The following is a 20,466-nucleotide window of genomic DNA, read 5'->3' on the forward strand; positions in this document are numbered from 1 at the left end:
GCTATGTCGCCCTTCTCTTGAGGGTGCAAAGACTATGCCCGGATCATTCCCGGGGCGGGATGCCATTCTACCTGCATTGTCAGGGACTTAGAAACCGCTTTTGCATAACGGCGGGGGAAAAAGGGTCAAATTCCACCCTTTTTCAGCGATCACGGCGGGGGCCGTGATCGCGGCGTCCTCCGCCCTGGGGGCGCCGATCGCGATCGCGGCCTCCACCCCGGTCGTCCCGGAAGCCACCTTCGCGCCGGTATCCGCCCTCGCGCGGCGGGGGCGGCACGTAGCCCTCCGGAGGCGGCATCGTCTCCTTGCGCGAGAGCGCGATCTTGCCGTCGGGCTCCATGCGGATCACCTTGACCATCACCTCATCGCCCTCGTTCAAGACGTCGCGCACGTTGTTGACGCGCTGGTAGTCGATCTCCGAGACGTGGAGCAGTCCGTCGGTGCCGGGAAAGATGTTCACGAAGGCGCCGAACTCGGCGATCTTCACCACCCGGCCCCGGTAGGTCTTGCCCAACTCGGGAACGGCGGTCAGCTCTTCCACCTTTTCGACCGCACGGGCCATGGCCTCGGCGTCGTTCGAATAGACCTTGACCGTTCCGTCGTCCTCGACGTCGATCTTGCAGCCCGTCTCGTCCACGATGCCGCGGATGTTCTTGCCGCCCGGCCCGATCAGGGCCCCGATCTTCTCCTTGTCGATCTTAAGCGTCTTGATCCGCGGGGCGTACGGCGAAAGGTCGGCGCGCGGCTCGGCCAGCCCTTCCTTCATCTTGCCCAGGATGTGCAGACGGCCCTGGCGCGCCTGCTCCAGGGCGTTCGCCAGAAGCGCGCCCTCGACCCCGGCGATCTTGATGTCCATCTGGAGCCCGGTGATGCCCTTTTCCGTGCCCGCGACCTTGAAGTCCATGTCGCCCAGGTGATCCTCGTCGCCCAGGATGTCGGAGAGGATGGCGACCTTGTCGCCCTCCTTGACCAGGCCCATCGCGATGCCCGCCACCGGCGCCTTGACGGGAACGCCGGCGTCCATGAGGGAGAGCGTTCCGCCGCAGACGGTCGCCATGGAGGACGAGCCGTTCGACTCGAGGATCTCGGAAACGACACGGATGGTGTATGGGAACGCGTCCGCGGGAGGGATCATCCTGAGGATCGAGCGCTCGGCGAGGGCCCCGTGGCCGATCTCGCGACGGCTCGCCCCGCGCATGGGCTTGACCTCGCCCGTGCAGAACGGGGGGAAGTTGTAGTGCAGCATGAAGCGCTTGGTCCATTCGCCGGCGAGGGCGTCGATGATCTGCTCGTCGTCGCCCGAGCCAAGCGTTGCGGCGACCAGGGCCTGCGTCTCGCCCCGGGTAAACAGGGCCGAGCCATGCGCGCGCGGCAGGAGCCCGACCTCGACCGTGATCGGCCGGATCTCGTCGTAGCGGCGGCCGTCGATGCGCACCTTCTCGTCCGTGACCATCTGTCTCATGAGCCTGTATTGGAGATCCTCGAAGTGGTGCTTCACCTTCTTGGCCATGGTCCCGTCATCCTCGGCCGGAATTTTCGCCTTGGCCAGGTCCGCCTCAAGTCCCGCAATGGCCTCCTGTCGCTTCTGCTTTTCGGGAGTCCGCAGGGCGGCCTTGAGTTTGTCTTCACAAAAAGCTCGGACCTCCTCGCGGAAGCCTTCATCCTCCTCCGCCGGCGCAATCTCCATCTTCGGCTTGCCGGCGAGATGCCGCAGATCCTCCTGGATCTTGAGCAGGGGCTGGATCGCGCTGTGCGCGAAGGCGATCGCCTCCACGACGTCCGCCTCGGAGACCTCCTCCATGTCGCCCTCCACCATCATGACGGCGTCGCGGCTGCCCGCGACGACCAGGTCGATGTCAGAGGCCTCGAGCTCCTCCATGGTCGGATTGGCCTTAAGGACCCCGCCCACGCGCCCGACGCGTACGCCGGCGATTGCCGTCGTAAACGGGGCATCCGACAGCATCAGGGCGGCGGAGGCCCCGGTCATCGCCAGCATGCCGGGCTCGTTGTCGTTGTCGGCCGAGAGGACCGTCGCCAGGACCTGGATCTCGTGACGAAACCCTTCGGGAAAGAGCGGCCGGATCGGACGGTCGATGAAGCGGCTGGTGAGCGTCGCGAGCTCCGAAGGACGACCTTCGCGCTTGAAGAATCCGCCCGGGATCTTGCCCGCCGCGAACGTCCGCTCCATGTACTCGCAGGTGAGGGGGAGGAAATCGACCCCCGCCCTCGGCTTCTTGGCCACGACCGCCGTCACGAGGACGATGGAATCGCCCATGCGGATGGTCACGGAACCGCCCGCCTGCTTGGCCACCTTGCCCGTCTCGATGACGATATTGCGTCCACCGATTTCGGTTTCGACTTTGTGAATCATGAAATTCTCCTTATTCGTTTTATGAACGACAACCAACAAACAGCCAAATGAACGACAGATGAACTAACTAATTGATGAAGGGGATACTGAGGGAGGGATCTCTGATAACTTATAATTTCACCCTCCGTAGCCCGCCTGAGGCGGACGAAGGAGGGCGGATTCATAAATTATCAGATCACCAAAACTTACTTCCTCAGGCCCAAATCCTTGGTCACACGGCGATAACGGTCCGTGTTCTTGTTCTTCAAATACTCCAGCAGGCGGCGGCGTTGGCCGACCATCTTGAGGAGACCGCGGCGCGACTGGTGGTCCTTGCCATGCGACTTGAAATGGTCCGCCAAATGGTCGATGCGCTTCGTCAGAAGGGCGATCTGAACCTCGGGAGACCCGGTGTCTTTGTCGTGTGTCTTGAATTTACCGATGACTTCTTGCTTTACGTTTTCCATACTCGAAAGACGCTAACATGCTGTTTTTCGCTTGTAAACGGGAGATTTCCGCAGCGCGTCGGCCAGGGCCGCGACCGTCCGGGCACGGACGGTGGCTAAATCCCCCTTCATCGTGAACCCGGCCGCCCGGATGTGGCCTCCCCCCTCCAAACCCGTGGCCACGGCGCCGACGTCGATCGCTTCCTTGGAGCGGAGGCTGACCCGCCACCCGTCGGGGGTCTCCCTGAGAAGGGCGGCCGCCTCGACGGAGGCGACAGACCGGGGAAATTCCACGAAATCGTCCGTCATCTCGATCGTACCGCCGGTCTCCTTCAGCATGGCCCGGGTCAGAGCCACGAGGCCGATCGTCCCTCCCTCGTAAAGCTCCAGCGAGTCCAAGACGCGCGCCAGGAGCTTCAGTCTCGCCGGCGGGGAGGATTCCTGAAGGGCCCGGGAGATCCGGTCGGGTTCCGCACCCGCCTCGACCAATCGGGCCGCGAGCCTCAGGACTCCCGCGGACGTGTTGCCATAGCGGAACCAGCCCGTATCCGTGGCCAGGGTCACATAGAGGTTGACCGCGATCTGCTTCGTCAGGGCGACACCCAGCCGTTCCAAGAGGCGGTGAACCACAACGCCCGACGCAGCCGCCTTCGCGTCCACGCAGCGCACGTCGCCGTCCCGCTTCCCCCGCGCATGATGATCCAAGACGACGGAGATTCCGAAATCCTCAAGACGGGAGAGAAAGGCCTTCCCCACCCGTGCGAGTTCCGAACAGTCCACGACAAAGACGGCGTCGAAGCGGTCGGACGGGAGAAGCCGCGAGGTGACGGCGCCGGAGCCGGGGAGGAACTTCAGATAATACGGAACCGGATCGGCGTTGTAGACCGTAACCGACTTGCCCGATCTGTGAAGGCCGGCGGCAAGGGCCAGGGCCGATCCCAGGGCGTCTCCGTCGGGGTTCACGTGCGTGGCAACGAGGAAACGCTCCCCTTTCCGGACGATCGCGGCGGCCTTGGCCGTCGCGTCAGATCTTGGAGAGGAGCCCTTCGATGCGGGAGACTTCTTCGCCGGTTTCATCATAAAAGAACTGGATCTCGGGAACGGACTTGAAGTTCAAACGTTCGGCCAATCGGCGGCGTACGAACCCGCGGGCCCGGTCGAGTGCTTCTTGAATATCCGCGCCTTTTTTTTTGCGGTCGGCTCCGGTTTCATAATAGATCCGCGCGGTCCCCACGTCCTTGGTGACGACGACGCGCGTGATCGTGAGTCCTTGCAGGAGTGGGTCCGTCATCTCGAACAGGAAGACGGAACTCGCCGCGTGCTGGATCTCCTCTTGAATGCGCTTGATCCGGTGTTCGCTCATAGATCCTCAAAAGTCGACCAGGTCCGTCGTCCGGTCCGTGATCCGCGCAAGATCCATTTCCTCGATCGCCCGGATCGTTCGATCCAGGAGGGACGACAAGACGCCTCCGTCGCTCCCGACCACCGCGAACCCCAGCGCCGCCCTCTGCCACAGGTCCTGATGGTCCACCTCGGCGACGTTGACACCGAACTTTTCCGATGTTCTTCCGATGATCTTCCGCAAAATCTGTCTCTTCTCTTTCAGAGAATGGGTTTCAGGGAGAAATAATTCCAATTTGCAGATGCCAACAATCATGGGGACGCAGGGGCGATTCACAAACCGTCACTACATTATAATTTTGTGGCGAATTCTTGGATCTCGAACGCCTCGATCACGTCGCCGGCCTTCACATCGTTGTAGTTTTCGATGCCGATGCCGCACTCGATGCCGGTGGCAACCTCGCGCGCATCCTCCTTGAACCGTTTGAGCGAGGAGATCTTGCCCTGGGTGACGACCTTGCCGTCGCGGAGGAGCCTGACCGACGCGCTTCTCAGGATCTTCCCGTCCGTCACGAAACAGCCGGCGATGGTGCCGACCTTCGAGATCGTGAAAATTTGGCGGACTTCCGCCCGGCCCAGGTACTTCTCCTCGTAGGTCGGCTGGAGAAGACCTTCCATCGCCTTCTTCATGTCCTCGATGACGTCGTAAATGATGTTGTACGTTCGGATCTGGATCTTTTCGCGTTCGGCCAGGTTCCGGGCGTTGGAGTCCGGGCGCACGTTGAAGCCGATGATGATCGCGTTGGAGGCGACCGCCAGCATGACGTCCGACTCGGTCACGGCGCCCACCGCCGTGTGGATGACCGCGACGGTCACCTTCTCCGACTTGATCTTCTGCAGGGCCTCGCGGAGGGCCTCCACCGATCCCTGCACGTCGCCCTTCACGATGACCTTGAGCTCCGGGAGGCCGCCTTTCACCGTCTTGGCGTAGAGGTCTTCCAGGCGCGTCGGGAGAACCCCCGCCTGGGTCCTGACCTCGCGGGCCTTCTTTTCGCGGTGATCCGCGATCGTCCGGGCGTCCTCGTCGGATTCCATGGCATTCAACTTGTCGCCGGCCATGGGAACGGACGACAGGCCCAGCACCTCGACGGGCTTTGACGGCCCGGCTTCCTTGATGCTCTTCCCCAGCGCGTCGACCAGGGCCCGGACCTTTCCGTAGGCAAGCCCCGCCACGATGATGTCCCCGACGCGGAGGGTCCCCTCCTGAATGATGACGGTGGCCACGGGACCGCGTCCCTTGTCGAGACGTGCCTCGATGATGGTCCCGAGGGCGCGCTTGGTTTCGCTCGCCTTCAGGTCCAAGACCTCCGATTGGATGAGAATCATCTCCAAGAGCTCTTCGACGCCTTTTCCCGTCTTGGCCGAAACCGGCAGGAGGATGGTGTCGCCTCCCAAACGCTCGGAAACCAGGCCGTGTTCCATGAGCCCGCGCTCCACGCGGCCGACGTCGGCCTCCGGCTTGTCGATCTTGTTGATCGCGACCAAGATGGGCACCTTCGCCGCCTTGGCGTGGTTGATGGCCTCCACCGTCTGCGGCATAATCCCGTCGTCCGCGGCGACGACGAGGATGACGATGTCGGTCACCTGCGCCCCGCGCGCCCGCATGGACGTGAAGGCCTCGTGGCCCGGGGTGTCGATGAACGTGATCTTTCCCTTGGGCGTCTGAACGTCGTAGGCGCCGATGTGTTGGGTGATGCCCCCCGCCTCGCCGGCCGCCACCTGCGTCTTCCGGATGGCGTCCAAAAGCGAGGTCTTGCCGTGATCGACGTGGCCCATGACGGTCACAATGGGAGGGCGGTGTTGCTTCTCGCCCTGATCCTCGACCGCTTCCGGCTTGTCCAGGATAGACGCTTCCGCGAAGGCGACGTTCTCGACCTCGTATCCGAATTCATGCGCGACGAGCGTCGCCGTGTCGGTGTCGAGGGCCTGGTTGACCGTCGCCATCGTCCCCAGATCGATCACCTTCTTCACCACGTCGGTCGCCTTGACGCTCATGCGCTTGGCGAGGTCGGCCACGGTGATGGCGCCCTCGATCCGAACGATCCGCTTGATCGCCTTGGGAGTCGTGATCTCGGTCTTTTTGAAATCCCTTTTGGCCAGTATCTTGTGTTTCTTCTTGGAGCTCTTTTCGGGCCGGAAGACCCGCTCCAGCCTCTCGGGAGCCGACTCCATGAGGTCTGCGGCCTTTTTGAGGCCCCCGGCGCGCTCGATCATCTCCATTTCAAGTTCGTCGCGGCTCTTGCGGCGGGCCTGCGCCTTCTTGAGGCGCTCGCGCTCGGCGGCCTCAGCGGCCTCCGACATCGGGGGCGCGCCGGCGACGCCGGGGCGAACCGCGGGCCGGGGAGCGACCTGCGTGACGACGGCCACGAGCTTGTCCGAGGGAGACCTGGGTGCCGTCGCGGAGGGCGCGGCCGCTGTGGGAGCGGCGGGAGCCGCCGCCTTGCCCTCCGAAACGGTCGCCTCCAAAGCCGCGGCAGCCTCGGAGGCAGGAGCGGCCTCGGCGGGTTCCGGGGCCGGGGCGGGCGCCGCCGGGGCCTCGGGCTCCGCCTTCGCGCGACGTCGGATGACCGTCGCTTTCACCCGCTTCTCTTCAACTCCGGTTTTAACTTCCATAGGCTTCGTTCACTCTCATTAGGCCCTGGCCGCCGTCAGGCTCGCGCGGCAGGTTTCCACCAATTGTTGCGATTTCGCCTGCGGAATGCCGGTCTTTTGGGACAATTCCTCCGGCGTGAACTGGGCCACCTGGGACGGGGCCGTGATGCCGGCCGCGGCCAGAAGTTCCAGGGTCTTGGGCCCGACCCCCTTGACCGTTTCCAGGGGCGCGTCGCCCTCGGCGGGAGGAGGAATGGCCATCCCGCCCTCTCCCTCGGCACCTTCGGGGCTCATGCGTTTCTTCTCCACATAGGCGCGCGCGGCCGCCTGGAGTTCTTGCAAACGTCCCGCGCTCATGCCCGGAATCTGCTGAAGCTCCTCGATCGTCGCGCTGGAGATCTCCTCCGGACTCCGGAACGCGTGGCTGTAGAAGATCATCGCGGAGGCCTCGTCGATTCCGAGGGCCTCGGCGAGCGTCTTCTTCGCCTTTTTGGCCATCTCGTCGAGCTTCGACTCGCTGTAGATGTCGATGTTCCAGCCGGTCAGCTCGGCGGCGAGACGGACGTTCTGCCCGCGCTTGCCGATGGCGAGGGAAAGCTGGTCGTCCGGGACGATGATCTCCATGCTCCTGTCCTTCTCGTTGATGATCACCTTCGCGACCTCCGCGGGGGCGATCGCGTTACAGACGAACTTGGCGTGGTCCGGGTCCCAGGCGACGATGTCGATCTTTTCCCCCCGCAATTCCTGGACGACGTTCTGGACGCGGGAGCCCTTCATGCCGACGCAGGCGCCGACGGGATCGACGTCGCTGTCCTTCGAATAGACCGCGATCTTCGACCTCAAACCCGGCTCGCGGGCCGCGCTTTTGATCTCGACGATTCCTTCGGAGACCTCCGGAACCTCCATCTCGAAGAGCTTGGTCAAGAGGCCCGGATTGCGGCGGCTGAGGATGAGCGACGGACCGCGCGAGGTCTTCTGAAGGGCCAGAAAATAGGCCTGAACGCGGTCGCCGGGCTTGTACTCCTCCGTCTTCACCTGTTCGCGGGGCGGAAGGACGGCTTCGGTCCTGCCGAGATCGACGATGACGTTCCCCTTCTCGACCCGGCGCACGATGCCCGTGATGAGCTCGTTGACGCGACCGCGGTATTCGTTGAATACGATGTCGCGCTCGGCGTCGCGCACCTTCTGGATGATGACCTGCTTGGCCGTCTGCGCCGCGATACGGCCCAGAAACGTGTTGTCGAGTTTCTCGCCGATCGAGTCCCCTAACTGGGCCTCGGGATCGAGTTCGGCGGCCTGCTTCGTGTCGACCTCCGTATACGGATTGGTGACCTTTTCGACCACCGTGCGGAATTGAAAGAGCTCAACCTCGCCCAACTCCTCGTTGAAGCGGGCCTCGATCTCTCGCTCGTGGCCGTACTTTTTGCGCGCCGCCATGAGCATCGCGGCCTCGATGGCCTCGATCAAGATCTCCTTGGGAATCGATTTTTCTTTGCCGACCTGCTCGATGATTTTTGTGAGGTTCTGCAACATATTCTTTCCTTTAAAAAACCAGATGCGCCTTCTCGATCAATTCCAAGGGAACCCGATATTCCTGCCGGTCGATCTCCAAGACGACCTTTCCATCCTCGACGCCGCGGATCAGCCCCTTGTAGTTCCGGCGGTCCCCGTACGCCTCCACCGCCCTTGAGGTGGTCACCGCCGCCATCTTGCCGGCGTATTTTTCAAAATGCGCCGGCTTGGTCAACGGTCTGTCGAGCCCGGGGGAAGAGACCTCCAGGACCGACCGTTCGCCCAGGACTCCCTCCACCTCCAACAGGGTCTCGAGCTCCCTCGAAACCCGCTCGCAATCCCCAACCGTCACGCCGCCTTCTCGGTCCACGAAGAGCCTCAGGATCCGCCGTCCATGTTCGGTCACGAACCGGGCGTCGATGAGTTCGCAACCCAGAGGCTCCAGAACCGGCTCGACCAATGACCGAACTCTTTGCGAATCCATAAGGCCGAAAATAAAAAAGTGGGCGTAAGGCCCACTTTCGGTACTGCTCCGAAAATGTAAGAAATTCTTAACGAAACCAGATAGTCATTGCAATACAAAAAAAACTGCTGAAAATACCGCTCTCTTGGCCCTTGCCGCCTTGGCGGAACTGGTAGACGCGTCGGACTCAAAATCCGATGGGGGCAACTCCGTGGGGGTTCGAGTCCCTCAGGCGGCACACTAAAGAGCTTCGGGCGAGACGACCTGAATGTCGCGAACCTTTTGAAAATCCTGATCGAACGTGACCAACGTGAGCTTTTGTTTCCTGGCGACGTAGTACTGAAGGGCGTCGTCAAAATCCAGTTTGAGCTTGGGGATCAACTGAGCGATTTCCATATCTTCTTCAAGAGTCGTTGCATAACAGAAGAGATGAGGATTTTCCTGACAGGATTCCAGAAATGTCTTGAGAGCCCCGCATCTCTTCGCATTTCCCATGAGTGCTTGAATCGCGTGAAGCGAGAAAGACGTTATCCAGCCGGGTTGCCTCTCATTGATTGAACCCAGCGCCTTCTTGCAAACTTGTTCCTTTTCCTGCTCCAGCAGAATCTCCAGAAAAACATTGGTATCGAAGAGATACAATTTATCTCTTCTTCAAGAGAAAGGCTTGATGGCTCAAGGTGACGGAATCAATACCCGGATAATCTTCTTTAAGCACCCCGGTGAGCGAAGCCAACTTCTTCATCGCCCTCCTATGAGATCGTTGCGCTTGATCGGTGCGGAGCAGCTGCGTGCGGGCAATGTCCCATGCCCGACGAATCCACCAAGAGACATTGCGCTCCGACTTTGCTGCAAGGCCTTTGATCTCTCCCCCCATCGCGTCCGGCAAAGAAATGCTGAGCTTCATAAGTAATACCTATCCTACTGGTAGGAATTTGTCAAATATCAAAATGAGAAAATCATCATTTTGAGGGGCATTTTCACCTCCATCTCGCCAACTCTTCAAAACGCAAATGGCTGAATTCGTTTGGTTTGGTTTGGTTTGGTTTGGTTTGGTTTGCAAATCTAGCACCAAAATTGCTTCTTTAGATACTCGTTCACGAAAATGGAGGGCCTATGAACGTTGTGCGTACACTTGTTATTTCTCTTGTTCTTTGTGCAAGCAGTCATTCCGCCATTGCCGGGCCTGTCGTAAGGGGTACGATTTCCAAACCTACGACTGGCTTCCCACAAGCGGTCAATCAAGGGGTCGTTCCCAATTGCTGGACATATACTCCAACAAATTCCACCGGGGGTTCCGCAGATTTGGTCATAAAAGTTCCTGACGAGAAGGTCGCGTACCGACATGATTTCGGCAATGATGTTACTACTGATGCTACCGACAAGACTAAGCCGGGCAATGCCTCATACTTTTCGAGTATGAAGGGTCCAAGTATAAGTCTTCAATCAACAAGTGATCTTGAATCTCTTTACCTCGCTACGATATTTGGTAAGCCGAACGGACTTAACTCCTGCCCAATAGAGGTGATACGTTATCAAGTCCAAAGTTGGATTTCTCCTCCTCTTACTGGTCCTACTGAAGGACCCTGGGATTATGACAATAGTGATTACAAGACTCCGATCAAGGTAGAAACGGTGCAATCCTCCTCAGAATCTGCGTATCTATGTCACTATCACCATAAGATACCCTTGTCGGGCGTAGATTTTGAGGGGTGTCCTGATTGCCCCTATCATAGGATTGGGATTGAAGTGTGCGGGGTGAGCGGAGCCTCTAAATGGGACGGTCAAGCGGCTTATGAAATTAGGAGACAAGAAGACCTCGGTGTTCGCATCCTGATGTTCGACAAGATGGTGGGTGAGGCTTGGAAGTTCCAATTTGAGCAATGATTTGTCAGACGATCTCGTCCCATCAATGCTTAATAAACTCCCACAACCGTGACGGCGTGATGGGGGTTTCGGTCTCTCCGCGGCAGGACAGCCAGCAGATGTTGCAGGTGTTTTCCTCGACCTTCTTCGGCTCGTATTCCGACCAGTGCATCATCACCGGCATCTCGGAGCAGCGCTTGATGTAACCGTCCGGGGTCATCTGGATGAAGTTGAGTCCCGCGCGGCAGTCGTCCATGTGGCCCTCGCGGAAGAACTCCGGGATGCGGTTCAGGTACCACTCGGAGGTCATGATGTTGCCCTGGGATTTCTTAAGGTCGAGAAGCCCGCCGATGACGTCTTTCAGCTTCGAAAGCTCTTCTTCGCGCACGCGGTAATCGCCCTTGTCGTTCTTGTAGGTGCTGTAGGAGCTGAACGAGATCTTCGCGCCCCATTCGTGCGCCTGCTTCGCCAGGGGGAGGATGTGATCCAGATTGTGATGCATGATGACGGTGTTGAAGCCGACGTTGTCGAAACCCTGCCGAGTGAGGGACGGCACGAGCTTCTTGAAATGATCCGTGAGCCCCGGCAAGTGGCGCTCCCGGTCGTGCGTCTCGTCGATGTAGTTCCTCGAAATCGTGATCTGGTCGACGCCGTGATCCGTCAGCTCCTTGAACTTCTCCTCGGTCAGGAGCTGGCCGTGCGTAATCATCGTCAGATACGTCACGTGCGGCCGGACCTGGTCCACGATGTCGATGAAATCCTTGCGTAACAGCGGCTCGCCGCCGTTCAAGGACAGGACGATCGGCCGGAATTTTTTCATGATCGGCCCGTAGTCCTTGAGCTGCGGATAGTCCTTGATCTCCCAGCACGGGCAGAAATCGCACTGGGCGTTGCAGAGCTTGGTCACCTCCAGGTTGATCAGGCGCGGCCAGCCGGTCGCCTTGATCCTCAAAAACTTGTAGATGCCTTCCAGCTTTTTGGCGGCTGTGAATTGTCGGGACAGCATGATCTTGTCAGCGGGGCGGGATCTCCACCTTGGCGGCCGATAGGGCCATGTCGCGTTTCGTGGAGAGGAAGACGATCCAGGTCAGATTCGCCCCGATGGCGGCGAGGATGAGGATCCAATCGAGCCGGTTCATGAGACAGAGCGCCATGAAGAACAGGGCGAAAAAGTCCCTCTTCATCATGAACTTGAGCTTGCCCACGGCCCGGATGAGAAAGCCCTGCTCACCCGACTCGAGACCCGTTGCGATGTCTTTTTGGACGGTCACGAGGCTCCCCGAGTTCGTGTTCCGGGCCAAATGGAAGTACATGGACCCGAGCGTCATCAGGATGCCGAAGCCCATGAGAAACCCGACCGGCGCGAGCGTCGTGTCTCCCTGGCGATAGACGCCGGCCGCCACACCCAAAAAGAAGGCCACGTAGGTGATATTGTCACAGACGGTGTCCAGCCACTCGCCGAGCTTGGAGGAAGCGAGCTTGAGCTTGGCGATCTCGCCGTCGCACCCGTCGTAGATTGACGCGAATTGGAAAATGAGGCCGCCCAAGGCGACGTCCCGGTACGTGCCGCGCGAAATGAGAAAACCAGACATGAGTCCGACGACCAAGGCCGACCAGGTGATCTGATTGGGCGTCAAAGGCGTCCTGATCAAAAGTCGCGAGATGAGGCCCGAGATCCGGCGGTTGATGTTGCGGGAGATGAACCCATCGGTCTCTTTGCGGACCGATCCGAAGAGGATTTTTTCCGCGTGCTTGAGGCTTTCCGGCGTGTCGACGTCCTGCCAAAAGAGGGGCTCGATCGTCGCCGTCCGGGCCTTGCCCTGCGACGCGAGGCCGCGGATCGCCTCGGAGAGGCTCCCCTGGCCCTCGGCGCACGCCCTCTCCAGGGCGGGGAAGAGACCGGGGGTGCACAGGAAGAGGCCCGTGTCGATGGCGTCGTAACTGGAGATCTCCTTGCCGATCTCGACGATGGCGCCGCCGGAGGACCCGGGGCGCGTCTTGACCTTCGTCGCGTCGGGGAGATCGAAGACGGCGTCGATCCGGCGATCCACCGCCAGAACGACCTCGCCCGGGTTGACGGTCTCGCGCACGAGTCCGGACAAGATCTTCCAGTCAAAGACGTGGTCGGACATCATGAGGACGAAATTTTCCGGGAGGCGGCCTTTCGCCTTCAGGACCGAATGCCCGTTCGCCGCCGTCCAATCGGGATTCTCGACGAACTCGATCGAGACGCCCAGCTTGGCCCGGCGCTTCTCCAGTTTTTTCCGGATCACGTCGCCCTTATAGCCGATGACGACGACGAACTCCGTGATGCCCGCCTTCTTGGCGGAGAGGATCGCGCGCTCGATGAGGGTCAGTCCGGCGACCTTATAAAGGGGCTTGGGAAGGTCGCCGTCCCATTTGCGAAGACGATTCCCTTGGCCCGCTGCAATGATCAACGCTTTCATACCTTTTTTCATCATACATGCCTCGATCAATGCGTCAATACCTTCGGTTGGATGCGCTAACCCTTCAAAACGTTTCCTCTTTTTTTGACACGCCCACCCCAGACCTTGGGACCTAGCTTCCTTCACGAGCCGTAGCGAGAGCTGTCCCGCGGGAAGCGGGGCTAGGCCACGTGATACAGCAGGACGTAGACGAGGACGCCCGTCACGGAGACGTACATCCAGATCGGCAGGGTCACCCGCGCGATCCGGCGATGGGCCTCGAACCGGCCCTTCGTGGCCAGATAGAGGGTGCGCAGGGCCAGGACGGGGGTTAAGGCCGCCAGCATCGTGTGAGAGCCCAAGACCCAAAGATAGAAGGTCTTGAGCGCCCCTTCGCCGGGAAACCGATGGACCCCGGTCAGGTAAAAACGCGTCAGATAGGAGACGAGAAAAAGGACGGACGTCGCGAACGCGGCGAGCATCAACGCCCGGTGCGTCTTCACGCGCTTTCGGCGGATGGCGATAAATCCCGCGCACAGCAGTACGAACGCCAGCCCGTTCAAAACGGCATTGACGGCGGCCAGCTGCGAGCCCCATTCGGTCACGAAGACTCCTTTGAAGACTCTCGGCATCGACGGACGGCCCGGCGGAGCGCCTCGAGACCCTCGGGATCGGCGTCGAAATAGCCCCGAATCCTCCCGCGGGCGTCCACGAGCACGAGTTTTTCGGAATGGAAGACGTCCGCGTCGACTTTTTGCGCGGAGAGCTTGAAACCCTCCGAGATCGTCTTCCGGACCTCCTCAACGGGGCCGGTCAGGAATGACCACGAAGCCGGTTCCGCGCCGAAGCGCTCGGAGTACGCCTTGAGCCGTTCGGGCGTGTCGACTTCCGGATCCACGGTGAACGTCACGAGGCGGGCGAGGCGTTTGAGCTCCGCCATCCTCTGCGTGAGCGCCGGACAGGCCGTCGCACAGCCCGTGTAGATGAAATCGGCGACCCACACCGAGCCGGCGAGATCCTTGTTGGTCACGGTCCGCCCCGTCTGGTCCGTGAGGACGAAGTCGGGAACGTCGCCGAAGACCGGCAGAGGCCGCGCGCAAGCCGCGGTCGCCGCGGCCAGTGACAGAAGTAGGATGACTTTCAGGAATCTCATTGCGTCGTAGGGGACTCATGGAATAATCCGGACGCCCATGTCAACTGCGACGCCGTCGGCCAACCGAAGCCTGCTGATCCTCTTCAGCGTCATCGTCCTCGACCTGATCGGTTTCGGCGTCGTCGTCCCGATCCTCCCCTTCTACGCCAAACAATACGGGGCCAGCGCAACGGTGCTGGGGCTCCTCCTCACCTCGTATTCGGCCATGCAGTTCGCTTTTTCATCGCTGTGGGGCCGATTGTCGGACCGGATCGGACGCAAGAAAACCCTGGTCCTCACCATCGCGGGATCGGCCGCCTCGCTGGTCCTGGTCGGGCTCGCCAATTCCCTTCTTCTGCTTTTCGCGGGCCGTATCCTGAGCGGAATCTTTGCGGCCAACATCAGCGTCGCCTCGGCCTATGTGACGGACGTCACCACGGAGGAAAACCGTTCCAAGGGGATGGGGATGATCGGCGCGGCCTTCGGGATCGGTTTCCTCTTGGGGCCCGCCCTGGGCGGTGTTCTCTCCCACCACGGCTATCACGTCCCGATTCTGACCGCGGCGGCGCTGTCGGCGCTCAACTTCTTATACGCGCTCTGGCGCCTCCCCGAGCCCGCGCGGCACCACAAGCCCAGCCTCTCACAAGACGAGGTCGTCGAAACACGCGTTCTCGCCCAGCCGCAGGTTTTCAAGCTCTGCGCGATCTACTTTTTGTTCACGATCGCCGTGAACCAGCTCGAGTCGATCTTCGCCTTTTTCATGATGCGGCGCTTCAGCTACGACGCCATGCACGTGGCCTACATCCTCGCACTCATGGCCCTGATCATGATCGTCATCCAGGGCGGATTGATCCGCACGCTCACGCAAAGATACGGGGAGACCCTCCTCCTTCTCTCCGGCTCCCTCCTCTTGGGGGCCTCCTTTGCCTGCGTGCCGCTCAGCCCGACGGTCGCCCTACTGCTCCTGCCCCTGGGGATCGCGTCGGTCGGCCGCGGTATCAGCCAACCGTCCCTCCTGAGCATCGTCTCCAAGAAATCGTCGCCTCAGATGCGGGGCGCGGTGATGGGCACCTTTCAGGCCAGCGCAAGCTTGGGACGGGTGATCGGACCGGTGATCGCGGGCTTCCTCTTCGATCAGGGGATGGCGTTTCCCTTCTACCTGGCGGGAGGGCTCATGGCCGCCGTTTTTTTGCTCTCTCTGAACACTTGACCCGTCAGTCGTATCGCGCGCTCAAGGCCAAGACCCCCAACAGCACCGGTAAATAGACGATCGAGGCGAGAAAGAAGCCTCTGGCCCAGGCGGGGCCGGCGTTCTTGCGGAATCCCAGGCATCCCCAGACGAAGAACGTCAGCCCCAGTGCCGCCGCCGCCGCCAAATAACCGCGCCCCACCATGCCGAAGGACACGGGGTAGAACGATACGGCGACCAAACCCGCCAGATACCGGACGATCATGTGCTTCGTGGCCTCTTCGCCCTTCTCCAGAGGCATGATCCGGATGCCGGCCTTTTCATAGTCCGCCTTCCGGAAGAGGGCGATCGCCAGAAAATGAGGGATCTGCCAGAGAAACAGGATGGCAAAGAGCGTGAGCCCCGGAAAATCCTGGGGGAGGTGGAGCGTCCCCGTCGCCGCGGTCCAGCCCATGAGGGGCGGCATCGCGCCCGGGACAGCTCCGATTAAGAGCGCCGCGTGGCTCTTTTGTTTGAGCGGCGTGTAAAAGAGCACGTAGCTGACGAAGGCGACCAGACCGAGAACGCCGGTCAGGAGATTGACTCGAACGGCAAGAAGGGTGAGCGAGACGGCGGCCAGAAAAATGCCGGCCCACAACGCGATCTCCGGCGACATTCGTTTGGCCGGCAGCGGGCGGTCGCGGGTCCGGGCCATCAGGGCATCCGTATCGCGCTCCAGGTACATGTTGAGGGCGTTTGCGGCCCCGACGAGGAGGACGGTTCCCAAAAGTGTGTAAAATGCGAGGGTGCCTGAAAGAGGTCCAGGCGCCAGCCAGAGCCCGCCCGCGGTGGTGGCGATGACCAGGGCGGTGACGCGTGGCTTGAGGAGCGCGATGAGATCGGTGGGGCTGTGAAGGTAAAGGGAGGAGCCGAGGATCATGCCCTCACCCCCGGACCCTCACCCGTCATTTCACGCACTGGTATCAACTCCCCTCTCCCTCCGGCAAAGCGCGGTCCTTTGGGAGTCGCGGGAGTGGGGTCGGGGGTGAGGGTCAACATCACCATCACCGCCCACAACAAAGCCGCTCCGCCCAAATGGGCCGTCACGGCGGCCACCCCCAAGTGAGTCATGATGCTCGCCGCGCCCAAACCGATCTGGGCCACGACAAGGACACAGGCCAAGAGACTTAAGAAGCGCGCCCTTCCCCCATGGATCAGGAAAGGAAGGGCCAGAACCGCCAAGGCGACCACGACCCCCAGCCACCGATGGGCCATGTGCAGGAGCAGAATAGCCGGCTTGTCCGCAGGCCAAGGCGAGCCGTAACAAAAAGGGAGATCCGGGCAGACCAACCCGGCGCCGGTGTGCCGCATGAAGGCCCCAAGAACGCTTTGGAGATAGACCAGGAGGGAGACCCCTGCGGCGCACGAAAGCCGCAAAGTCACTCCGCCCCAGGTCGGAGAGGTCCTCAACGCCAGAAAGATCACCAACGCAAAGAAGGCGAACGAGGTCGCCAAGTGAGCCGTCGAAACCGCGGTGGGCAGACGGTAGAGGACGGTGATTCCTCCCAGGACACCCTGGAAGACAACGAGAAAGACCGCCAAGTATCCCCAAAGGCGCAGGTCCCTGCGTTTTTTTGCGAGCACGACGGAGAGGAGGACCGTCAGGAGTCCCACGCCGGTGGCGAGGAGCCTGTGTCCGTGCTCGACGGCGATGCCGCCTTTCATTTCAGGCATCAGGCTTCCGTAACAGGTCGGCCAGTCGGGGCAGGCCAAACTCGATCCCGTATTGTGGACGACGCCTCCCCAGACGACGAGGAGGAAAATAAGGACAGCGAGCGCGAGTGCAATACGGTTTTCCAAGGACGGTTTCATTGAGGGATTGCGGGGGGAGCCCTACCCGGCTTCGGACAAACTGTCAATTGATGACGGAAATCAATGCTTCTCCTTGACGGGTCTCCAATTCCTATGTTAGCCGCACCCCTCAAATTAGGAAAACTCTTATGGATTCTCCTTCAATCTACGGCTGGTGGCTTCCTCCCGACGTCTCGGCGCACGGCGCGATCATCGATCAGATCATCCTCATCATGCACGTCTTCATGGTCGCTCTCTTCGTCGGCTGGGGCCTCTTTTTCGTCTACTGCCTGGTCCGTTTCCGCCAGCGTCCCGGACACAAGGCACGGCATGAGATCCCGCATAGCAAGCTGCCGAAATTCCTGGAAATCGGCGTCGTCATTTTCGAGGCCTTCATCCTCGTGGGCCTCTCCTACCCCGCCTGGTCGAAGCTGAGGACCGCATTCCCGCCGAGGGAATCCGCCACAAACATCAGGATCGTCGCTCAGCAGTTCGGCTGGAACATCCATTATCCGGGCAAGGACGGCGTTTTCGGCAGGACCGACCCCAAGCTCGTCTCCGACAGCAATACCATCGGTCTCGACCTGAACGATCCCAACGCCAAAGACGACATCACGACGCTCGGTCAGCTCCATTTTCCCGTCGACAAGCCGGTCATCGCGAACCTGACCTCCAAGGACGTCATTCATAGCCTCTTCATCCCGGTCCTCCGCGTGAAGCACGACGCCATTCCGGGAATGAACGTCCCGATCTGGTGGGAGGCGAAGCAGACGGGCCAGTTCGAAATCGCCTGCGCTCAACTCTGCGGGAATGGCCATACCACCATGCGGGGATTCGTCAGCATCGACACGCCCGAGGAATACGCGGCCTGGATGGCGGAGAAGGAAAAGGAACTGGAACCGGCGCCCCAATAAGGAACGACTATGAGCGAACACAACGAACATCACGAACTCGGCTTCATCCGGACATACGTCTTTTCCATCGACCACAAGGTCATCGGCATCCAGTATGCCATCACCGGGCTCCTCTTCCTCTTTTTCGGCTTCTGCCTCATGATGCTCATGCGCTGGCAACTGGCCTATCCCGGGGAGGCCCTCCCGCTGATCGCGTCCTGGTTCGAAAACTCGCAGATGATGCCCGGCGGCGTCATGTCCCCCGATCTCTACAACTCCTTTGGCGCCATGCACGGGACGATCATGGTCTTCTTGGGCGTGGTTCCGCTGGCCGTCGGCGGCTTCGGCAACTACCTCGTTCCGCTCCAGATCGGCGCTCCCGACATGGCGTTTCCCAAACTGAACGCCGCCAGCTACTGGTCCTACTTCGTGGGCGGCGTCGTCATGCTTTGCAGCTTCTTCTTGCCCGGCGGCCCCGCCCAATCCGGCTGGACCTCCTATCCGCCGCTTTCCATCCTGGCCAGCACCGGGCAAACGGCCTGGCTGATCGGCATGGTCTTCTTGATCACGTCCTCGCTCTTGGGCTCGATCAACATCATCGTGACGATCGTTCAGCTCCGCGCCAAGGGGTTATCCTTTTTCCGGATGCCCTTCCTGGTCTGGGCCCAGTTCGTGACGTCCTTCCTGCTCGTTCTGGCTTTTCCTCCCCTGGAAGCGGCGGCCGTCTTCCAGCTCATGGACCGCGTGGCGGGCACGAGCTTTTTCATGCCGTCGGGCCTGGTCGTCGGCGGCATGCCGTTGCAGGTTGCCGGAGGCGGCAATCCCGTTCTGTGGCAGCATCTGTTCTGGTTCCTGGCTCACCCCGAGGTGTACGTCCTGATCCTGCCGGCGCTTGGCATCGTCACGGAAATCATCGCGAACAACACGCGCAAACCCCTCTACGGCTATAAAACGATGGTTTATTCGGTCCTCTTTCTCGGCTTCATGTCCTTCATTGTTTGGGCCCATCACATGTTCATGACCGGCATGGGGACGACGATGAGCAATTTCTTCCAGACGACGACGATGATCATCTCGATCCCGTCGGTGATCCTGATCACCTGTCTCATCATCACCCTCTGGGGAGGATCGATCCGATTCAACCTGCCCATGATGTTCGCCCTGGCCTTTCTCCCCATGTTCGCGATCGGAGGCCTCACGGGACTGCCCTTGGGATTGGCGACCTCCGATATCTACCTGCACGACACGTACTACGTGATCGGCCATTTCCACTACGTCGTGGCCCCGGGGACCCTGTTCGCCCTCTTCGCGGGCATCTACTACTGGTACCCCAAGGTCACAGGACGGATGATGAACAATCTCCTGGGCAAGCTGCATTTCTGGATCTCGTTCCTCGCCATCAACGGGATCTTCATGCCCATGTTCATCCAGGGCTTCGCGGGCGTTTCCCGCCGCCTGCATACGCCGAACTTTTACGCCCACGCCCAAGCGGTCCAGGGCACGAACGTTTTCATGTCGATCAGCGCCTGGGTTCTGGGCGCGGCCCAGCTATTCTTCATCATCAATTTCTTCCTGAGTCTGAAGGCCGGCAAAAGGGCGAGCGATAATCCATGGGACGCGACGACGCTCGAGTGGGCGACGCCGACCCCCCCGCCGCACGGGAATTTCCTGCAGGAACCCGTGGTGCACCGCGGGCCTTATGAATACAGCGTCCCGGGCAAGGCCACGGACTACATCCCTCAACAGGTTTCATAATCCGGAGAATCTATGTCGACCGCCGTCATCCACTATATCGATCATCCGCACCCGGTCACCGGGGTCACGAACTCCAAGCTGGGCGTATGGCTCTTCATCGCCTCCGAAGTCATGCTCTTCGGAGCCCTGTTTTCCAGCTATATCATCCTGCGAATCGGCAATCCCGCCTGGCCTCACGGCTGGATGGTCCTGAACGTCCCCTTGGCGACGCTGAACACAATGATTCTGATCACGTCGTCGGTCACCATGGTGATGAGCTGGGCGGCCCTGATGATGAACCGGTTCGACCGCTTCCGCCTCTACATGGGGCTGACGATCCTGTTGGGGCTCGCCTTCATGGGCGTCAAGGGATTCGAATATTCCAGCAAGTTCCATCACGAGCATTTCCCCTGGACGGACAATTTCTATGGCATCTACTTCACGCTGACGGGCTTGCATGGACTGCATGTGCTGGGCGGAATTTTGCTGAATCTTTATTTTCTGGTCACGGGGAAACGCCTCTGGACCCGAAATCCGAAGATGTTCGCCGGACGGATCGAGGCGGCGGGCCTCTATTGGCACTTCGTCGACCTGGTCTGGATTTTCCTGTTTCCGTCCATTTATCTATTATAAAA

21 protein-coding genes and 1 tRNA gene are annotated in these 20,466 nt (G+C 60.5%); 6 read left to right on the forward strand and 16 right to left on the reverse strand.

Annotated features, from left to right (window positions below):
* Positions 1–142: 142 nt before the first annotated feature.
* The 8 genes from pnp to rimP form a co-directional block, all read right to left on the reverse strand.
* Entirely contained in the window at positions 143–2,371 is a 2,229-nt protein-coding gene (gene pnp / locus VLJ37_00415) for a polyribonucleotide nucleotidyltransferase (protein ID HSA58136.1), read from the reverse strand.
* Between the two features lie 185 nt (positions 2,372–2,556).
* Positions 2,557–2,817: a 30S ribosomal protein S15 gene (gene rpsO, locus VLJ37_00420; protein ID HSA58137.1), complete on the reverse strand. Its 261-nt coding sequence runs from the start codon at positions 2,815–2,817 to the stop codon at positions 2,557–2,559.
* A 12-nt stretch (positions 2,818–2,829) separates the two neighbouring features.
* Positions 2,830–3,873 (reverse strand): bifunctional oligoribonuclease/PAP phosphatase NrnA, encoded by a 1,044-nt coding sequence (locus tag VLJ37_00425; GenBank protein HSA58138.1) that lies wholly within the window; start codon positions 3,871–3,873, stop codon positions 2,830–2,832.
* Entirely contained in the window at positions 3,821–4,159 is a 339-nt protein-coding gene (gene rbfA / locus VLJ37_00430; GenBank protein HSA58139.1) for a 30S ribosome-binding factor RbfA, read from the reverse strand. Before rbfA ends, VLJ37_00425 begins: the two co-directional genes overlap by 53 nt.
* Before the next feature lie 6 nt (positions 4,160–4,165).
* Positions 4,166–4,453, reverse strand: coding sequence for a DUF503 domain-containing protein (locus VLJ37_00435; protein ID HSA58140.1), 288 nt, complete (start codon positions 4,451–4,453; stop codon positions 4,166–4,168).
* Between the two features lie 35 nt (positions 4,454–4,488).
* A complete protein-coding gene (gene infB / locus VLJ37_00440; protein HSA58141.1) occupies positions 4,489–6,777 on the reverse strand; it encodes a translation initiation factor IF-2 in 2,289 nt (762 codons plus the stop codon).
* 51 nt (positions 6,778–6,828) lie between these two features.
* Positions 6,829–8,322, reverse strand: a complete 1,494-nt coding sequence (nusA, locus tag VLJ37_00445) for a transcription termination factor NusA (protein HSA58142.1) — start codon at positions 8,320–8,322, stop codon at positions 6,829–6,831.
* Positions 8,323–8,332: 10 nt separating this feature from the next.
* The gene (gene rimP / locus VLJ37_00450) at positions 8,333–8,785 is read right to left on the reverse strand and encodes a ribosome maturation factor RimP (protein HSA58143.1); all 453 of its coding nucleotides are present in this window, start codon (positions 8,783–8,785) and stop codon (positions 8,333–8,335) included.
* Between the two features lie 133 nt (positions 8,786–8,918).
* Between rimP and VLJ37_00455 the strand changes: the two genes are divergently transcribed.
* A tRNA-Leu gene (locus tag VLJ37_00455) sits at positions 8,919–9,002 on the forward strand.
* Positions 9,003–9,004: 2 nt separating this feature from the next.
* Here VLJ37_00455 and VLJ37_00460 read toward each other — a convergent pair.
* Together VLJ37_00460 and VLJ37_00465 are read right to left on the reverse strand one after the other, a co-directional pair.
* Positions 9,005–9,403 (reverse strand): PIN domain-containing protein, encoded by a 399-nt coding sequence (locus VLJ37_00460; GenBank protein HSA58144.1) that lies wholly within the window; start codon positions 9,401–9,403, stop codon positions 9,005–9,007.
* 1 nt (position 9,404) lies between these two features.
* A complete protein-coding gene (locus VLJ37_00465; GenBank protein HSA58145.1) occupies positions 9,405–9,668 on the reverse strand; it encodes a ribbon-helix-helix protein, CopG family in 264 nt (87 codons plus the stop codon).
* Positions 9,669–9,877: 209 nt separating this feature from the next.
* Between VLJ37_00465 and VLJ37_00470 the strand changes: the two genes are divergently transcribed.
* On the forward strand, positions 9,878–10,648 hold the full coding sequence (locus VLJ37_00470) for a hypothetical protein (GenBank protein HSA58146.1): 771 nt from the start codon (positions 9,878–9,880) through the stop codon (positions 10,646–10,648).
* A 22-nt stretch (positions 10,649–10,670) separates the two neighbouring features.
* Here the strand turns inward: VLJ37_00470 and VLJ37_00475 are convergent, their stop codons facing one another.
* The 4 genes from VLJ37_00475 to VLJ37_00490 form a co-directional block, all read right to left on the reverse strand.
* Positions 10,671–11,633 carry a radical SAM protein gene (locus tag VLJ37_00475; GenBank protein ID HSA58147.1) on the reverse strand — a complete coding sequence of 321 codons (963 nt, stop codon included), beginning with the start codon at positions 11,631–11,633 and terminating at the stop codon, positions 10,671–10,673.
* 7 nt (positions 11,634–11,640) lie between these two features.
* On the reverse strand, positions 11,641–13,074 hold the full coding sequence (locus VLJ37_00480; GenBank protein ID HSA58148.1) for an NTP transferase domain-containing protein: 1,434 nt from the start codon (positions 13,072–13,074) through the stop codon (positions 11,641–11,643).
* A 161-nt stretch (positions 13,075–13,235) separates the two neighbouring features.
* A complete protein-coding gene (locus tag VLJ37_00485; GenBank protein ID HSA58149.1) occupies positions 13,236–13,658 on the reverse strand; it encodes a DUF420 domain-containing protein in 423 nt (140 codons plus the stop codon).
* Positions 13,655–14,206 (reverse strand): SCO family protein, encoded by a 552-nt coding sequence (locus VLJ37_00490; GenBank protein ID HSA58150.1) that lies wholly within the window; start codon positions 14,204–14,206, stop codon positions 13,655–13,657. The genes VLJ37_00485 and VLJ37_00490 overlap by 4 nt, the downstream gene beginning before the upstream one ends.
* A 37-nt stretch (positions 14,207–14,243) precedes the next feature.
* On the opposite strand from VLJ37_00490, the gene VLJ37_00495 reads away from it, so the two are divergent.
* A complete protein-coding gene (locus VLJ37_00495) occupies positions 14,244–15,395 on the forward strand; it encodes an MFS transporter (GenBank protein ID HSA58151.1) in 1,152 nt (383 codons plus the stop codon).
* 4 nt (positions 15,396–15,399) lie between these two features.
* Here VLJ37_00495 and cyoE read toward each other — a convergent pair whose 3' ends face one another.
* Both cyoE and VLJ37_00505 read right to left on the reverse strand, forming a co-directional pair.
* A complete protein-coding gene (gene cyoE, locus VLJ37_00500; GenBank protein HSA58152.1) occupies positions 15,400–16,293 on the reverse strand; it encodes a heme o synthase in 894 nt (297 codons plus the stop codon).
* Positions 16,290–17,225: a COX15/CtaA family protein gene (locus tag VLJ37_00505; protein ID HSA58153.1), complete on the reverse strand. Its 936-nt coding sequence runs from the start codon at positions 17,223–17,225 to the stop codon at positions 16,290–16,292. The genes cyoE and VLJ37_00505 overlap by 4 nt, the downstream gene beginning before the upstream one ends.
* A gap of 128 nt (positions 17,226–17,353) precedes the next feature.
* On the opposite strand from VLJ37_00505, the gene VLJ37_00510 reads away from it, so the two are divergent.
* From VLJ37_00510 to VLJ37_00520, 3 genes are read left to right on the forward strand one after another with little or no spacing between them, the layout of a single operon-like run.
* Positions 17,354–18,118 carry a cytochrome c oxidase subunit II gene (locus VLJ37_00510; GenBank protein HSA58154.1) on the forward strand — a complete coding sequence of 255 codons (765 nt, stop codon included), beginning with the start codon at positions 17,354–17,356 and terminating at the stop codon, positions 18,116–18,118.
* Between the two features lie 9 nt (positions 18,119–18,127).
* Positions 18,128–19,852, forward strand: a complete 1,725-nt coding sequence (locus tag VLJ37_00515) for a cbb3-type cytochrome c oxidase subunit I (protein ID HSA58155.1) — start codon at positions 18,128–18,130, stop codon at positions 19,850–19,852.
* 12 nt (positions 19,853–19,864) lie between these two features.
* Complete coding sequence (locus tag VLJ37_00520; GenBank protein HSA58156.1) at positions 19,865–20,464, forward strand: heme-copper oxidase subunit III; 600 nt, start codon at positions 19,865–19,867, stop codon at positions 20,462–20,464.
* Positions 20,465–20,466: the final 2 nt, after the last annotated feature.

This window comes from bacterium (genome assembly GCA_035454885.1).
Lineage (GTDB): Bacteria > UBA10199 > UBA10199 > JACPAL01.

Coding starts and splice junctions, on each gene's coding strand:
- pnp (HSA58136.1), bottom strand. CDS start 2,371: ATGATTCACAAAGTCGAAACCGAAATCGGTGGACGCAATATCGTCATC.
- rpsO (HSA58137.1), bottom strand. CDS start 2,817: ATGGAAAACGTAAAGCAAGAAGTCATCGGTAAATTCAAGACACACGAC.
- VLJ37_00425 (HSA58138.1), bottom strand. CDS start 3,873: ATGAAACCGGCGAAGAAGTCTCCCGCATCGAAGGGCTCCTCTCCAAGA.
- rbfA (HSA58139.1), bottom strand. CDS start 4,159: ATGAGCGAACACCGGATCAAGCGCATTCAAGAGGAGATCCAGCACGCG.
- VLJ37_00435 (HSA58140.1), bottom strand. CDS start 4,453: ATGATTGTTGGCATCTGCAAATTGGAATTATTTCTCCCTGAAACCCAT.
- nusA (HSA58142.1), bottom strand. CDS start 8,322: ATGTTGCAGAACCTCACAAAAATCATCGAGCAGGTCGGCAAAGAAAAA.
- rimP (HSA58143.1), bottom strand. CDS start 8,785: ATGGATTCGCAAAGAGTTCGGTCATTGGTCGAGCCGGTTCTGGAGCCT.
- VLJ37_00465 (HSA58145.1), bottom strand. CDS start 9,668: ATGAAGCTCAGCATTTCTTTGCCGGACGCGATGGGGGGAGAGATCAAA.
- VLJ37_00470 (HSA58146.1), top strand. CDS start 9,878: ATGAACGTTGTGCGTACACTTGTTATTTCTCTTGTTCTTTGTGCAAGC.
- VLJ37_00475 (HSA58147.1), bottom strand. CDS start 11,633: ATGCTGTCCCGACAATTCACAGCCGCCAAAAAGCTGGAAGGCATCTAC.
- VLJ37_00480 (HSA58148.1), bottom strand. CDS start 13,074: ATGAAAGCGTTGATCATTGCAGCGGGCCAAGGGAATCGTCTTCGCAAA.
- VLJ37_00490 (HSA58150.1), bottom strand. CDS start 14,206: ATGAGATTCCTGAAAGTCATCCTACTTCTGTCACTGGCCGCGGCGACC.
- VLJ37_00495 (HSA58151.1), top strand. CDS start 14,244: ATGTCAACTGCGACGCCGTCGGCCAACCGAAGCCTGCTGATCCTCTTC.
- cyoE (HSA58152.1), bottom strand. CDS start 16,293: ATGATCCTCGGCTCCTCCCTTTACCTTCACAGCCCCACCGATCTCATC.
- VLJ37_00505 (HSA58153.1), bottom strand. CDS start 17,225: ATGAAACCGTCCTTGGAAAACCGTATTGCACTCGCGCTCGCTGTCCTT.
- VLJ37_00510 (HSA58154.1), top strand. CDS start 17,354: ATGGATTCTCCTTCAATCTACGGCTGGTGGCTTCCTCCCGACGTCTCG.
- VLJ37_00515 (HSA58155.1), top strand. CDS start 18,128: ATGAGCGAACACAACGAACATCACGAACTCGGCTTCATCCGGACATAC.
- VLJ37_00520 (HSA58156.1), top strand. CDS start 19,865: ATGTCGACCGCCGTCATCCACTATATCGATCATCCGCACCCGGTCACC.